The organism is Pseudomonas sp. MC6 (assembly GCF_054790575.1).
Genome location: NZ_CP186504.1, coordinates 2,546,325 through 2,559,460, shown reverse-complemented (window position 1 = coordinate 2,559,460; position 13,136 = coordinate 2,546,325). Strand labels below are relative to the sequence as shown.

Sequence of the window (13,136 nt, the reverse complement as noted above, 5' to 3'; positions counted from 1 at the left end):
TCGTCACATTCATTGATCAAGGGTGACTCACTATGTACCTCATCGCATTTCTCGGCGGTCTGCTGACCGTGCTCAGCCCCTGCATTCTGCCGGTGGTGCCGTTTCTGTTTGCCGGCGCCCAACGCAGCCGCGCTTCGATACTGCTGACCCTCGGCGGCATGGCCTTGACCTTCGCGCTCATCTCCAGCCTGGCCGTGGTCAGCAGCGAGTGGGTGATCCAGGCCAGCAACAGCGGACGTTACGTCGCCCTGATCGTAATGAGCGTGTTCGCCCTGTCACTGATCTCGGCGCGCATCGGTGACTGGCTGACGCGACCGTTCGTGATGCTCGGCAACCGTCTCGACCCGGACACGCGGAAAAAGGCCGGACCGATGGCTTCGATCATGCTCGGCGTGGCTACCGGACTGCTTTGGGCTCCGTGCGCCGGACCGATTCTCGGCGTGATCCTCACCGGGGCCATGCTGCAAGGCGCCAACGCGCAGACTAGCCTGTTGCTGCTGGCCTACGGCGCCGGCAGTGCATTGTCGCTGGGTACGTTGATCTTCACCGGACGCGGCTTGGTCAATCGCCTGAAACCGTCGATTCCGTTCACCGGCTGGTTGCGTCGTGGTGCCGGTGTTGCGGTACTCGCGACGGCGGCGGTAATTGCCACTGGCTTCGATAAAACCTTGCTGGCGAACACGTCCTCCCAAGGCGTGGCCAGCGTCGAGAAAAGCGTGCTGGAAAACGTGCCGAAAGTGGTCGACTACTTCGTCAGCAAAGTCCGTGCGGACTCGCCGATGGAGGAGGGCACAGGCGCGATGCCGTCGCTGGCCGGCGCAGTGCAATGGCTGAACTCGCCCGAGCTGAGCGCTGAGTCACTGCGCGGCAAAGTGGTGCTGGTGGACTTCTGGACCTACGACTGCATCAACTGCCAGCACACCTTGCCGTACGTAAAGGACTGGGCTAAGAAATACGAAAAGGACGGGCTCGTGGTGATCGGTGTCCACACCCCGGAATACGGCTACGAGCGGATCATCGACAACGTCCGGGATCAGGTGAAAAAACTCGGCATTACTTACCCGGTGGCCATCGATAACAACTATGCGATCTGGCGCAACTTCGACAATCAATACTGGCCGGCGCATTACCTGATCGACGCCAAAGGGCAAGTGCGTTACAGCCACTTCGGCGAAGGTCGCTACGAAGCGCAGGAGCAGATGATCCAGCAATTGCTGCAAGAGGCGAAAGCGCCTGCCGCTTGATCAGCAAAGGCAATGGTTCAGAGGTCACGCACCATGAGCCATTGTTCGTTGTCCCAGGCGCGAAAACGCTCCAGGACTTGCCAGCCGCGCTTGGCGTAGTAGTCCTGCTTGTTCTGCGTGTGCAGATACAGGCGTGCAAAGCCGCAGTCTTTCGCCTCTCGGCAAATCCCTGCAATCAAACGCTCCGCCAGACCTTGCCCGCGTGCTTCAGGGCTGACGAACACGCAGGCCAGCCAAGGTCCGAGATCGGGCCGCAGGGCGAGGTCATCGCGTGCCAGCGCGGCGCCGCCGACCAGATGATCACCGTCCATGGCGATCAGGCAGGACCAGTCGCCATTGCTTTGGCCCTCGGCAAATTCACGCTGCCATTCGGCCAGCGGGTGATCGACGTATTCGTAGGGGAATTGTTCGTGGATCCATTGAGCATAACGGTCGCTGTAGTGCATGTGGTGCGCGAGCCAATCGAGTTTCAGTGACATCAGTCGAGTCCGTTCCAGAAGCGAGAGCGCATCAGAAACCAATCTCCGAACCTTGGCAATCGTCAAGGTGTTCCAGACGCTTTACAGATATCCACCACTCATCGGCAAACCCTCGGTTTTCCGGGCTTGCCAGACGATTGGCAGGGACGCCGGCCGAACTCGGCGCGATAGTGCAGGAGCAGGGTCACTGCCGGCCTTGCCACATAAAAAGAACGCGAGGTTGCCATGCCGAAATTCGTGATTGAACGCGAGATTCCAGGGGCCGGGAAGCTGTCGGACGCAGAACTCAAAGCCGTGTCGAAAACGTCCTGTGATGTCTTGCGTGAACTCGGTCCGCAAGTGCAGTGGCTGCAGAGCTACGTTACCGCTGACAAGATCTATTGCGTGTACATCGCACCTGACGAAGAGCAGGTACGCGAACACGCCAGGCTTGGAGGATTTCCTGCCAACAGTGTGGCGCGGGTGATGACGGTCATCGATCCGACGACGGCCGAATGATCACCGACCCCACCCGCAGCGGAGTTCACGCTTATGAGTACCCCGATTGATCTGACTGCCTTGAAAGAACGCCAGAAAATCGCCTGGGCCAGTGGCGACTACGCCGTGATTGGCACGACGTTGCAAATCGTTGGCGAAAACCTTGCCGAAGCCTGCGACCTGCGTTGCGACGAGGAGGTGCTGGATGTCGCTGCCGGCAATGGCAATGCAACGCTGGCGGCGGCGCGGCGCGGTTGCCTGGTCACCTCGACCGATTACGTCGCGGCGCTGCTGGAACGCGGCCAGGATCGTGCCCGCGCGGAGCATCTGGACGTGACGTTTCAGGTGGCCGATGCCGAAGCGCTGCCGTTCGCCGACGAGAGCTACGACGCCGTGCTGTCGACCTTTGGCGTGATGTTCGCACCGGATCAGGACAAGGCCGCTGCCGAACTGGGGCGGGTTTGTCGCCGTGGCGGGCGGATCGGTCTGGCCAACTGGACGCCGGAAGGTTTCGTCGGCCAGATGTTCAAAAACCTCGGCCGGCATCTGCCACCACCTGCCGGCGCACAACCTCCCTCGAATTGGGGCTCCGATGCGTGGCTGCACAAACATTTCGATGACCGCGATTTTCTGCTGCGTGTGACGCGGCGCGAGTTCAACTTCCGCTATCGCTCGGCCGCGCATTTCATCGACATCTTCCGCCATTGGTACGGGCCGGTGCACAAGGCCTTCGCGGCACTGCCGCCGGAGAGCGGGCAGGCGCTGGAAAGTGATCTGGCGGATTTGCTCAACCGTTTGAACCGGGCAGGGGAGGAGTCGCTGGTGGTGCCGAGTGAATATCTGGAGGTGGTGATCACTAAACGCTGAATGAAGATCCCTGTAGGAGTGAGCCTGCTCGCGATAGCGGTCTTTCAGTCAAAAATATTCAGCTGACAGACCGCGATCGCGAGCAGGCTCACTCCTACAATGGATTTGTGTTGGGCTCTGGAGCCTATTTCACCTGCGGCCGTTCAAACCACTCCAGCGCCGTGCGCCAGATGCAGATCCCCAGAAAATACGCCGACATCAGCAACCACAAGCCCATTACCAACGGGTTGATCACCGGGTGGTTGAGCACCAGCGACAAACTGCACAGCAGCCAGATTGCCGTCACCGCAATGTTGATCGGCATGAACCGGCGCACACGGAACGGGTGGAGGAATTTCATCCGCGTCACCGTCAGCAACGCCAGGCCAATCACCGTCAGAAAAGTGATCCACGGCCCCGGGCCGATGATGTACAGGCACAGCGCGACCACATTCCACGCCGCCGGAAACCCGACAAAGTAGTTGTCCTTGCTCTTCATGTTGACGTTGCAGAAACAGAACAGCGACGACACCAGAATCAGCGACACGGTCAGCAGCAGGGTGTAGTCGGGCAACGGAATGTAGCGATAGATAAACAGTGCCGGAATGAATACATAGGTCAGGTAATCGATCACCAGATCGAGGATCGAACCATCGAAGCTCGGCAGCACCGACTGCACGTTGACCTTGCGCGCCAGCGCGCCGTCGAGGCCGTCGACAATCAGCGCTACGCCCAGCCACATCAGGCAGTGGGTCGGCTGGTTCTCCAACAGGGCGAGGGTGGCCAGAAAAGCAGTGACCACGCCAGTCGCGGTAAAACCATGGGCGCCCCATGCTTTGAGCCTGGCGATGTGTACGGTCGATATCACGGGGGCGTTCTCCAGAAAGTGAAGCAAGCCGGGTATCACCCTTGAGTAACAGGGCGCCGGCAAACCGGGTCGGGGTTGCAGCTATCGACCGGTCTGGCCGGGATAAGGTTCACCAATGATCAATCTTAGCTGGCCGGCGAAAAAATACGCGGGCGAAATCCGCCAAGGCATTGAGTGTCAGCCAAACGGTGCTGGCGCTATGGCTTAAGGGGTCTATCGTTGCCAGACGCAGTCACTGCCAATGTTTGAGGATGACGTCATGAACACCAGCGATTTGCTTGAACAACTGCTGCGAGGCCAGGCCCCGGCGGGACAACAATCTTCAGCGTCTGCCGGCGGTGGTTTGGGTGGGTTGCTGGGTGGGCTGCTCGGTGGCGGCTCGGGCGCGGCCAGCGGCGGCGGATCTGCCGGTGGACTTGGCGGCTTGGGTGGCTTGCTCGGTGGTTTGCTCGGCGGCGGTGCCGGTGGTGGTCTGGGCGGCGCGTTGGGTGGGGCGCTGGGCGGCGGGGGCGGTACGCAAAGTCGTTCCGGCGGTACCAATTATGCGGCGCTGGCATCGCTGGGAATGATGGCGTTCCAGGCGTATCAGGCCTGGCAACGCAGCCAGGCCAGCTCGGCACCGCAACAAACGCCGCAAACGGCTAACCTCCTGGCTGGCCCGGAGATTGAAGAACACAGCCACGCGGTATTGCGCGCGTTGATCGCAGCAGCCAAGGCTGACGGGCGTATCGATGAATCCGAGAAACACCTGATCAGCAGCGAAATCGGCAAACACACCGACGATCCGCAGTTGCAGCAATGGCTCAATGCCGAAGTCGCCAAGCCGCTGGATCCTGAGGAAGTAGCGCAATCGGCAAACGGTGACCCAGCCGTCGCCGCCGAAATGTACCTGGCCAGCGTGATGCTGGTGGACGACCAGCAGGACGCCGAGCGCAGTTATCTGGATGAGCTGGCAGCAGCGTTGAATATCGACCCGCAGTTGCAGGTGCATCTGGAGCAGCAAGCCAAGGGCCAGGCCTGAAAGCAACATCAAAACCAGATTGCATCCCATAACGGGTAGTCCCCCACACGCCGAACCAATCCGGCGCGTTTCGGGTTCATAACGATATATCGGGCCGCCGCTTTAAGATCTTCATCGCGACGCAACGCGCGGTCGTAGTAACCGCGTTGCCATAACCGTCCCTGACTGCCGCGCTTGAGATTGATCGAACGACAACTGCGCGATTTCACGCGGCACATGAGCGCTGCCAATGAACCTTGTTTCAATTCAATCAGCCAATGCAGATGATCCGGCATCACCACCCACGCCAGCGACTGAACCATTCCCTCGTCATTGGCTGCACGCATTTGCTCTACCAGCAGTCTTCCCAAACGCAATCCGAAAACACCGACTGACGTTCGTGAACGGCGGCGGTAAGCAGATAAATACGTCCATCCTCGCTATAGCGTCCCTTGCGTAATCCACACGCCTTTGCAGCAACAGGCATTCCTTTGCCCTCCCAAAAACATCGTCCCTGAACGTTAGCCATCCCTCACCGTTACGCGAACTCAACCCATTGCACGATGTAACCCTGAGCTGCCGAAGGCTGCGATCTTTTGATCTTGTTTTTAAAATCACAATCAAAAGATCGTCCGATCGCGGCTCGAGCCTTCGGCAGCTCCTACACGGTGTTTCAGTGCATTTGACGGCCGTCCGTCCGGGCAATTTTCACGTCGATTGAATTTTTCACAGGCGCCGCCTCTCTGCTGCTGTAGAGGCGTGTGGAACAGCGTCCTGCCAACCGACCGAGAATTTTGCCATGACTGTCCTGACAAACCTGCAGGCCGCGCCTGCCCAACCGCATCTTATGAATGCCGCCGGGAATATCCGCCAGGTCTATGAAGCGCTGTTGCGCGATGACAATCCCCAAGAGCTTGCGCAGGCGTTTTTGCAGGAGCAACTGCAACACGCCGCGCCCCTCACCGATGCTCTTCCTGAAGACCCGACGACGTGGCACGCCTGGGTGGCCGAACATTGCGCCGATGTCGCCCGGCAATACGCCGACTATCTGCAACAACGCAAGTCCGGCGGGCCTCGGCAATTCTTCCGTGGCAAAGCGCAGGCGCTGTATTTCCTGCGAGCGGTGGCACCGACCAAACTGGTCGACGGCGCCTGGCTTTTTGGCCTGTTGCCGCGCTGGCAGGACCCGCGTTTCCAAGGCTTGCTGCGCACCTTTCTGGAAGAACTGGGCGAAGGCAATCCGGCGCAAAATCACGTGGTGATTTACCAGAAATTGCTCGCCGAGCACGATTTGCAGGATGGCAACGCCATCGACGATGAACGCTACCTGCAAGGCGCGATACAACTAGCCCTAGGTGTCTGTGGCACTGATTACTTGCCCGAAGTGATCGGCTACAACCTCGGCTATGAACAGCTGCCGTTGCACTTGTTGATCAGCAGCTACGAACTCAGCGAACTGGGCATCGATCCTTACTATTTCACCCTGCATGTGACCATCGACAACGCCAGCACCGGCCATGCGCAAAAGGCTGTGCAGGCGGCGCTCGATCTGCTGCCGCTGGAGGCCGATCGCGGCGAATTTCTGCGCCGGGTAGCGCTGGGCTATCGACTCAACGATCTGGGGCAGGGCAGTCGCGCGATCATCGAAGGTTTCGACCTTGAGCGGGAGCTGCTGGCGATGCTCGAACGCAAGTGTCCGTTCGCCCAGCACATGCATTCCGATTACTGCCGCTTCGAAGGGCAGACCGTCAATCAGTGGCTGGCTGCACCGGAGCAATTGCCCGGATTTCTGCAGGCATTGCAGAACAAAGGCTGGATCAAACGCCACGAAGACCCGCAGGCGAGCCGCTTTTGGCAGCTGATCGCGGGCGACGGTGCGGCGATGTTTGGCGTGTTCAATGCCTACGAGAAACAACTGGTGCACGACTGGATTGCGGGTGACTGGACCTCTTCGGATAAAACCAAACCCGCTCGACGGCACAGTCAGACCGCAGCGGCCATCGAAGGGCTTGAGCAGGATCCCGACGTACAGGCGCTCAACGCCGCGCTGCAAGGTCAGGACGAACTGGCGCAGATGGCGATCCTGATCCCCTGGCTCGCCCCGGCCCGCCATGCACACCCGGCCGGACTGCTCGCTACCCAGCGTTTTATCGAACTCAAATCCCGCTTGCCTTAAGGACCTTGCCGATGAATCAGGAAGAACAACTCTGCCCCAACGATCTTGTGCTGCTGCACCTCGGCCGGCGCTTGTTGGCAGATGGATATCGGTTCACCACCCCGACGCCGTTGACCCATCAAAGGGTCAACCAGCGTGACGAGGGTCAGATGGCCGACTCTTTGCGCGATGTGTTCGGCTGGTCGCGGCCATTCGCGCCGGGGTTGTTGTCGGCCGATGAGCAGCGGCAACTGCACGACGCGCAGGTCATTGATAATTACGAAGGCCACCTGAAGAGTCGCGTGCGCTGGTCGAGCCTGGATGATTTGCTGTTCGTGCATTCGGCATTCCCCACCGAGGCGGCTGATGCGGTGTTTTTCGGCCCTGACACCTATCGTTTTGCGCAACTGATCCACACTCACCTGCAGCAAAACTTCGCGCCGATCCATCGCGCGGTGGACATCGGCTGTGGGGCTGGCGTCGGTGCGATTCTCATCGGCCGCGCCCGTCGCGAGGCACAGGTGCTGGCGCTGGACATCAACCCTGCCGCGCTGCGTCTGACTGCTATCAATGCCGCGCTGGCGGAAGTTGCCAACGTTGAAGCGCACGCCAGTGATCTGTTGCAGGGCGTCGACGGCGAGTTCGACCTGATCGTCGCCAACCCGCCGTACATGGCCGATCCGGCCGAGCGCGCCTATCGCCATGGTGGCGGCACGCTTGGGGCAGGGTTGTCGCTGCGCATCGTCGAGCAGGCACTGAATCGGCTGGCACCTGGTGGCTCGCTGCTGCTCTACACGGGCGTGGCGATGGTCGATGGTCGCGATCCGTTTCTCGACACCGTGCTACCGCGACTCGACGAAAAGCGCTTCGGCTGGACGTACCGCGAACTCGATCCGGATGTCTTCGGCGAAGAGTTGCTCAACCCCGGCTATCAACGAGTCGACCGCATCGCAGTGGTGGCGCTGACCGTGACCCGAATGGGTTGAAACAAGGCAGGTGGACGATGAACAGGAACCTCGACGACTACAACCGCATGCGCGATTTTTCGGCGACCTCGGAACCGGCCGCCGTCAAGCGCTCGGGGCGTAAAACCGCTACGGATCACGCGTTGCAGTTCTGCATCCAGAAGCACGATGCTTCGCACCTGCATTACGACTTTCGCCTGGAACTCGACGGCGCCTTGAAGAGCTGGGCAGTGCCGAAAGGGCCGTCGCTCGACCCCAAGGTCAAACGTCTGGCGGTGCATGTCGAGGATCATCCGCTGGATTACGCGACGTTCGAAGGCAGCATTCCCGAAGGGCATTACGGCGCCGGGGATGTGATTGTCTGGGATCGTGGCGTATGGATTCCGCTGGAGGACCCGCACAAGGCCTACGAAAAGGGCAAGCTCAAGTTCGAATTGCAAGGCGAAAAGCTCGGCGGTATCTGGAACCTGGTGCGCACGCACATGCCAGGCAAGAAAGAGCAATGGTTTCTGATCAAGCATCAGGACAGCGCTGCACGGCCGCAGGATGACTACGACGTGTTGCTGGCCGAACCGGACAGTGTCCTGAGCGAACGCACGATCGTCGACAAACCCAAACTGGCCGCCGAGCAAAGCAAACCGCTGAAGAAACCTGCGGCGAAAACCCGCAAGCCCGTGAGCGGCAAGCTCACCGGCGCGCACAAGGCCAAACTGCCGACGCAACTCAAGCCAGAACTGGCCACGCTGGTCGACAGTGCGCCCGAAGGGCAGTGGAGTTACGAGATCAAATTCGACGGCTACCGGATCATGGCGCGCATTGATCATGATCAGGTGCAGTTGTTTACCCGCAACGGTCACGACTGGACGCACAAGTTGCCGCAACAGGCCGCAGCTCTGGCGGCGCTGGGATTGGAATCGGCGTGGCTGGACGGGGAAATGGTCGTCGCCAACGATCAGGGCGTCCCGGATTTTCAGGCCCTGCAAAATGCCTTTGAAGCAGGGCGTAGCGGCAACATCCTCTACTACCTGTTCGATCTGCCGTATCTCAACGGTGTCGACCTGCGTGAAGTGCCGGTTGAAGAGCGGCGCGCTGCGCTGGCCACGGTGCTCGGCGTCCACGAACAACCGTTGCTGCGTTTCTCTGAAGCCTTCGACGAAACCCCGGATGCACTGCTCAACAGTGCCTGCCAGATGCAGATGGAAGGCCTGATCGGCAAACGCCTAGGCTCGCCGTATGTGTCGCGGCGCAGTGGCGACTGGATCAAGCTCAAGTGCAAACACCGTCAGGAGTTCGTGATCGTTGGTTACACCGATCCGAAAGGTTCGCGCAGTGCCTTTGGCGCATTGCTGTTGGGGCTGCACGATCGCGACAGCGGCGAATTGCGCTATGCCGGTAAGGTCGGCACCGGTTTCAACGAATCAACGTTGAAAAGCATTCTGGCCCAACTCAAACCCTTGCAGGTGAAGAAGGCGGCGGTGGTCAATCCACCCAGCGGCTTCGAGGTCAAAGGCGTGCACTGGCTCAAGCCGAAACTGCTGGCAGAAGTCGCATTCGCCGAAATGACCAAGGACGGTTCGGTGCGCCACGCTGTGTTCCATGGCTTGCGCGATGACAAACCGGCCAAGGGCATCACAGAGGAGCGAGCGAAACCGGTGAAGACTGCAGAGAAGAAAACGCCTGCGAAGAAAGCGCCGAAAAAGGCCCCGGCGAGCAACACCGAAACCGCGCCGTCTCAACTTGGACTAGCCAACGGCAAGGTGCGCATCACACACCCGGATCGGGTGATCGACGCAGTCAGTGGCACCACCAAGATGCAACTGGCCGAGTATTACGCCAGCGTTGCCGAATGGATTCTGCCGCAGCTCAAGGATCGCCCGGTGGCCCTGGTGCGTGCCCCGGACGGCATCGCCGGCGAACTGTTCTTCCAGAAAAACGCCGAACGCCTGGCGATCCCCGGCATCACCACGCTGGACAAGGACGTTACCGGGCAGCCGGTGATGTTGATCAACAACGCCGAAGCGCTGATCGGCGCGGTACAGATGAGCACCGTCGAACTGCACACCTGGAACGCCACCACGGTCGATCTGGACAAGCCCGATCGCTTCGTTCTCGACCTCGACCCGGATCCGGCACTGCCATGGAAAAGCATGGTCGAAGCGACGGCACTGACATTGACCGTACTTGATGAACTGGGCCTCAAAGCGTTTCTCAAAACCAGCGGCGGCAAGGGCATCCACCTAGTGGTGCCGCTGACCCGCAAACTTGGCTGGGACGAGGTCAAGGACTTCAGCCACGCCATCGTCCGTCATATTGCCAAGCTGTTGCCGGAGCGGTTTTCGGCGGTGTCCGGGCCGAAAAACCGCGTCGGGCGAATCTTTATCGATTACCTGCGCAACGGTCTGGGCGCCACCACCATCTGCGCCTACGCCGCGCGCACCCGCGAAGGCTTGCCGGTGTCGGTGCCGCTGTTTCGCGAGGAGGTCGCCGAGATCAAGGGCGGCAATCAGTGGAACGTGCACAACATTCATGAGCGGTTGGCGGAAGTTGGCGACGAGCCATGGGCCGACATGAAGAAAACCCGCCAGAGCATCACGGCCGAGATGCGCAAACGCTTGGGTCTGAAAAAGTGATCAGGTGTCGCGCAGCAAGTCGTGGGCGTTGAGCAGTTCGAAGGCAATTTCCGGGTGGTTTTCCAGTCCGCGGCGGATGGCGGCCGGAATCGCTGCACGGGTCTTGCGGCACAGGCCGGGTAACTCATCGATTTGAATGGCGATGCCGCGCATGGTGCGGACTTCGTTGAATCCGGGGGCGACTTCGACGCGGATGCCCAGTTGCTCGAACATCCGCTGTTGCAGATGCTTGAGATCATTCAGGTCTTTGAGCATTTCGAGGCGAGCGAGCAGGCGTTTTTCTTCCTCTCGGGTCAAACGCAGGATGCGCAAATCTGCATCGGGCATCTCCAGCAACGGGTCGCGCCCGCAATTGCAGGCGCCGGGCGGGCAGGGTGAGCGCAAGGGCACAGAAGTCGTCATGGCCTCCATCATAGAGGCCGTCGGACAGTTTTGCCTATGCGCCTTCAGCGGCCATCCATCGGCTGCTTTATCCGTGACAGCTACTGATTCAGGCCTTCGTAATGCACCAGAATCGCGTTGGCCAGATCTTCATCGCTGGCATTGATGCCAGGATTGTCCTGGCGAACCTGTTGCAGCACCGACTCAAGATAAACCCCACGAATGGCCCCGCCACTGGCGACAAATGCAGACAAGTCGTCACGGGCCGGAATCACCATTTTGTGATCCTTGAAGGTCGAGTACAGCGACGCGGAGACACCGGCCGAAGTGGCAACATCTCCGGCATCGACTTTGGCCAGAGCGGAACCAACGGGCAGGCATAGGAGTAAAGAAGAAACGAGCACTAACTTGCGCATGACGGTGTTCCTCCACAAGCGCGAAGCAAAAAGGGAAGGACTACATAATGTGAGAGGGGCGCGCGCGGCGGGAGTTCCGTGGCGCAACAAAGTCTGCGTTATTGCAAACAGGCGCGGGCAACGCCATGGCGGGTTGCCCGTCTTTCACTCTGTAATGAGTCAGATCACTCCACAGGCCATGCGATCACCGCCACCGCCCAGCGGTTTGGGCATGTCGGCGTGGTTGTCGCCGCCAGCGTGAATCATCAGCGCGTGGCCTTTGATTTCGGAGATTTTTTTCAGGCGCGGCGCCAGAACCGGGTAGTTGGCGATGCCGTCGGCAGTCACGTAGACCGCTGGAAGGTCGCCCAAATGACCATCAGCGTACGGGCCGAGGTGCTTGCCGGTTTTCTGCGGGTCGAAATGTCCGCCTGCGGCGAGTGCGGCGCCTTTCACGCCATCCTTCATGCCGGCTTCGCAGCTGCCGTTTTCATGCACGTGAAAACCATGGATGCCGGCAGGCAGGGATTTCAGATCCGGGGTGAATAGCAGGCCATAGGCGGTTTCACTGATGGTGACCGAGCCGATCGCCTGCGGCGCACCGTCGGCGCTGACCAGATTGATGGCGACTTTTTCCGTCGCCGCCTGTGCGGTACCAATGGCGAAGGTGCCGAGCAAACCCAACCACAATGCGCGTTTCATAGGCGTTTCCTTTTGCTGTACGAATGTTCAGAGCGACGGACTCAATAGCCTGACGGCATTAACCGGCGATGAAGGCGTTGGCCGTGCGCGTTGAAAAGTGAGACTTGCTGCGCAATCCGAAAGTTTTGCTGCCTTTAGCCAGCATGCCGACACCTGCTGACACGCTCTGGCGCGGCAGACCTGCGCAAATAGGCTTAACTGAAGGCTGACAAGCGCTTACGGGCGTAACGAGAGAGGAAAATCCGGTGTCGATCAAACTGCGTTTAGTGTTGCTGATTGTGACAAGTCTGCTGACCGCGTTGATCGTGAGTCTGGTCAGTTACGTCGGCAACCAGCGGATGGCCTCAGCGGTCAGCGATAACGCGGTCAGCATGAGCGCGCTGCGCAACCACATGGAAGCCGACATGATGCACGACGCCCTGCGCGCCGATGTCTACTCGGCGATGCTGGTCGGGCTAGGCAAAAGCACCAGCACGGCGAGCGAGGTGCGCGATTCGATCAACGAACATGCCGGGCATTTTCGCGAAGTGCTCGAGGAGAACCTCAAACTGCCGATCAACCCGACATTGCGCACGGCCCTGGAAAAGATCAAACCGAGCCTCGATACCTACATCAACGCGGGTGAACGGATCGTCGGGTTGGCCTTGGACAATCCTGATGCCGCTCAACAGGAACTGGGCACCTTCAACACGGCGTTTGGTCAGCTTGAAGAGCAAATGGCTGCGTTAAGCGAGTCGATCGAGTCCAATACGCTGCAGACCAGCGCAGCAACCGAATCAGCGATCCGTAGCGCCAACGTTGCGCTCGGCGTGGTGTTGATCGCCAGTCTTGTGCTGCTCTTGATCCAGGGGCGCTGGGTCATTTTGAGCATCATGGGGCCGTTGAAGACCGCCAGTCGCATCGCCGAAAGCATCGCCCACGGCAACCTCAGCGAGCTGATTGCCGAACCGTCCGGCAAGGATGAAGCCAGTGTCTTGATTCGTACATTGGCGAC

General features: G+C 59.8%; 12 protein-coding genes and 2 pseudogenes. 8 read left to right on the top strand and 6 right to left on the bottom strand.

Features of this window, described 5'->3' with window-relative positions:
- The first annotated feature begins 32 nt into the window (after positions 1-32).
- The gene (locus tag ACOYXE_RS11380) at positions 33-1,244 is read left to right on the top strand and encodes a cytochrome c biogenesis protein DipZ (protein ID WP_460929230.1); all 1,212 of its coding nucleotides are present in this window, start codon (positions 33-35) and stop codon (positions 1,242-1,244) included.
- 17 nt (positions 1,245-1,261) lie between these two features.
- On the opposite strand, the gene ACOYXE_RS11375 is transcribed toward ACOYXE_RS11380, so the two are convergent.
- Positions 1,262-1,723, bottom strand: a complete 462-nt coding sequence (locus ACOYXE_RS11375; protein WP_405124136.1) for a GNAT family N-acetyltransferase — start codon at positions 1,721-1,723, stop codon at positions 1,262-1,264.
- 225 nt (positions 1,724-1,948) lie between these two features.
- Here ACOYXE_RS11375 and ACOYXE_RS11370 point away from each other — a divergent pair, with 225 nt between their 5' ends.
- Both ACOYXE_RS11370 and ACOYXE_RS11365 read left to right on the top strand, forming a co-directional pair.
- Complete coding sequence (locus ACOYXE_RS11370) at positions 1,949-2,221, top strand: DUF4242 domain-containing protein (protein WP_405124135.1); 273 nt, start codon at positions 1,949-1,951, stop codon at positions 2,219-2,221.
- A 33-nt stretch (positions 2,222-2,254) separates the two neighbouring features.
- Positions 2,255-3,067: a class I SAM-dependent methyltransferase gene (locus ACOYXE_RS11365; RefSeq protein WP_405124134.1), complete on the top strand. Its 813-nt coding sequence runs from the start codon at positions 2,255-2,257 to the stop codon at positions 3,065-3,067.
- A gap of 124 nt (positions 3,068-3,191) precedes the next feature.
- On the opposite strand, the gene pcsA is transcribed toward ACOYXE_RS11365, so the two are convergent.
- Positions 3,192-3,914 carry a phosphatidylcholine synthase gene (gene pcsA, locus ACOYXE_RS11360; RefSeq protein ID WP_105709010.1) on the bottom strand — a complete coding sequence of 241 codons (723 nt, stop codon included), beginning with the start codon at positions 3,912-3,914 and terminating at the stop codon, positions 3,192-3,194.
- 259 nt (positions 3,915-4,173) lie between these two features.
- On the opposite strand from pcsA, the gene ACOYXE_RS11355 reads away from it, so the two are divergent.
- On the top strand, positions 4,174-4,935 hold the full coding sequence (locus ACOYXE_RS11355; RefSeq protein WP_460929226.1) for a tellurite resistance TerB family protein: 762 nt from the start codon (positions 4,174-4,176) through the stop codon (positions 4,933-4,935).
- Between the two features lie 8 nt (positions 4,936-4,943).
- Here ACOYXE_RS11355 and ACOYXE_RS11350 read toward each other — a convergent pair.
- A pseudogene (locus ACOYXE_RS11350) lies at positions 4,944-5,401 on the bottom strand (REP-associated tyrosine transposase).
- A 312-nt stretch (positions 5,402-5,713) separates the two neighbouring features.
- Here ACOYXE_RS11350 and ACOYXE_RS11345 point away from each other — a divergent pair.
- Genes ACOYXE_RS11345 through ligD form a run of 3 tightly spaced genes read left to right on the top strand, consistent with a single transcriptional unit; the run spans position 5,714 to position 10,664 of the window.
- Complete coding sequence (locus tag ACOYXE_RS11345) at positions 5,714-7,090, top strand: iron-containing redox enzyme family protein (protein WP_460929224.1); 1,377 nt, start codon at positions 5,714-5,716, stop codon at positions 7,088-7,090.
- 11 nt (positions 7,091-7,101) lie between these two features.
- Positions 7,102-8,055: a methyltransferase gene (locus ACOYXE_RS11340; RefSeq protein WP_160057297.1), complete on the top strand. Its 954-nt coding sequence runs from the start codon at positions 7,102-7,104 to the stop codon at positions 8,053-8,055.
- Positions 8,056-8,072: 17 nt separating this feature from the next.
- A complete protein-coding gene (ligD, locus tag ACOYXE_RS11335; RefSeq protein ID WP_460929222.1) occupies positions 8,073-10,664 on the top strand; it encodes a DNA ligase D in 2,592 nt (863 codons plus the stop codon).
- Here the strand turns inward: ligD and ACOYXE_RS11330 are convergent, their stop codons facing one another.
- From ACOYXE_RS11330 to sodC, 3 genes are all read right to left on the bottom strand, one after another.
- Entirely contained in the window at positions 10,665-11,066 is a 402-nt protein-coding gene (locus ACOYXE_RS11330) for a hypothetical protein (RefSeq protein ID WP_460929221.1), read from the bottom strand.
- Between the two features lie 80 nt (positions 11,067-11,146).
- Positions 11,147-11,461 (bottom strand): DUF2388 domain-containing protein, encoded by a 315-nt coding sequence (locus ACOYXE_RS11325; protein ID WP_141129811.1) that lies wholly within the window; start codon positions 11,459-11,461, stop codon positions 11,147-11,149.
- A gap of 159 nt (positions 11,462-11,620) precedes the next feature.
- Entirely contained in the window at positions 11,621-12,142 is a 522-nt protein-coding gene (gene sodC / locus ACOYXE_RS11320) for a superoxide dismutase family protein (RefSeq protein WP_160057300.1), read from the bottom strand.
- A gap of 245 nt (positions 12,143-12,387) precedes the next feature.
- On the opposite strand from sodC, the pseudogene ACOYXE_RS11315 reads away from it, so the two are divergent.
- A pseudogene (locus tag ACOYXE_RS11315) lies at positions 12,388-13,095 on the top strand (MCP four helix bundle domain-containing protein); the annotation flags it as partial.
- Positions 13,096-13,136: the final 41 nt, after the last annotated feature.

Excerpts from the sequence above, each read along its gene's own strand:
- ACOYXE_RS11380 (WP_460929230.1), top strand. The coding sequence starts at position 33 with ATGTACCTCATCGCATTTCTCGGCGGTCTGCTGACCGTGCTCAGCCCC.
- ACOYXE_RS11375 (WP_405124136.1), bottom strand. The coding sequence starts at position 1,723 with ATGTCACTGAAACTCGATTGGCTCGCGCACCACATGCACTACAGCGAC.
- ACOYXE_RS11370 (WP_405124135.1), top strand. The coding sequence starts at position 1,949 with ATGCCGAAATTCGTGATTGAACGCGAGATTCCAGGGGCCGGGAAGCTG.
- ACOYXE_RS11365 (WP_405124134.1), top strand. The coding sequence starts at position 2,255 with ATGAGTACCCCGATTGATCTGACTGCCTTGAAAGAACGCCAGAAAATC.
- ACOYXE_RS11355 (WP_460929226.1), top strand. The coding sequence starts at position 4,174 with ATGAACACCAGCGATTTGCTTGAACAACTGCTGCGAGGCCAGGCCCCG.
- ACOYXE_RS11345 (WP_460929224.1), top strand. The coding sequence starts at position 5,714 with ATGACTGTCCTGACAAACCTGCAGGCCGCGCCTGCCCAACCGCATCTT.
- ACOYXE_RS11340 (WP_160057297.1), top strand. The coding sequence starts at position 7,102 with ATGAATCAGGAAGAACAACTCTGCCCCAACGATCTTGTGCTGCTGCAC.
- ligD (WP_460929222.1), top strand. The coding sequence starts at position 8,073 with ATGAACAGGAACCTCGACGACTACAACCGCATGCGCGATTTTTCGGCG.
- ACOYXE_RS11330 (WP_460929221.1), bottom strand. The coding sequence starts at position 11,066 with ATGACGACTTCTGTGCCCTTGCGCTCACCCTGCCCGCCCGGCGCCTGC.
- ACOYXE_RS11325 (WP_141129811.1), bottom strand. The coding sequence starts at position 11,461 with ATGCGCAAGTTAGTGCTCGTTTCTTCTTTACTCCTATGCCTGCCCGTT.
- sodC (WP_160057300.1), bottom strand. The coding sequence starts at position 12,142 with ATGAAACGCGCATTGTGGTTGGGTTTGCTCGGCACCTTCGCCATTGGT.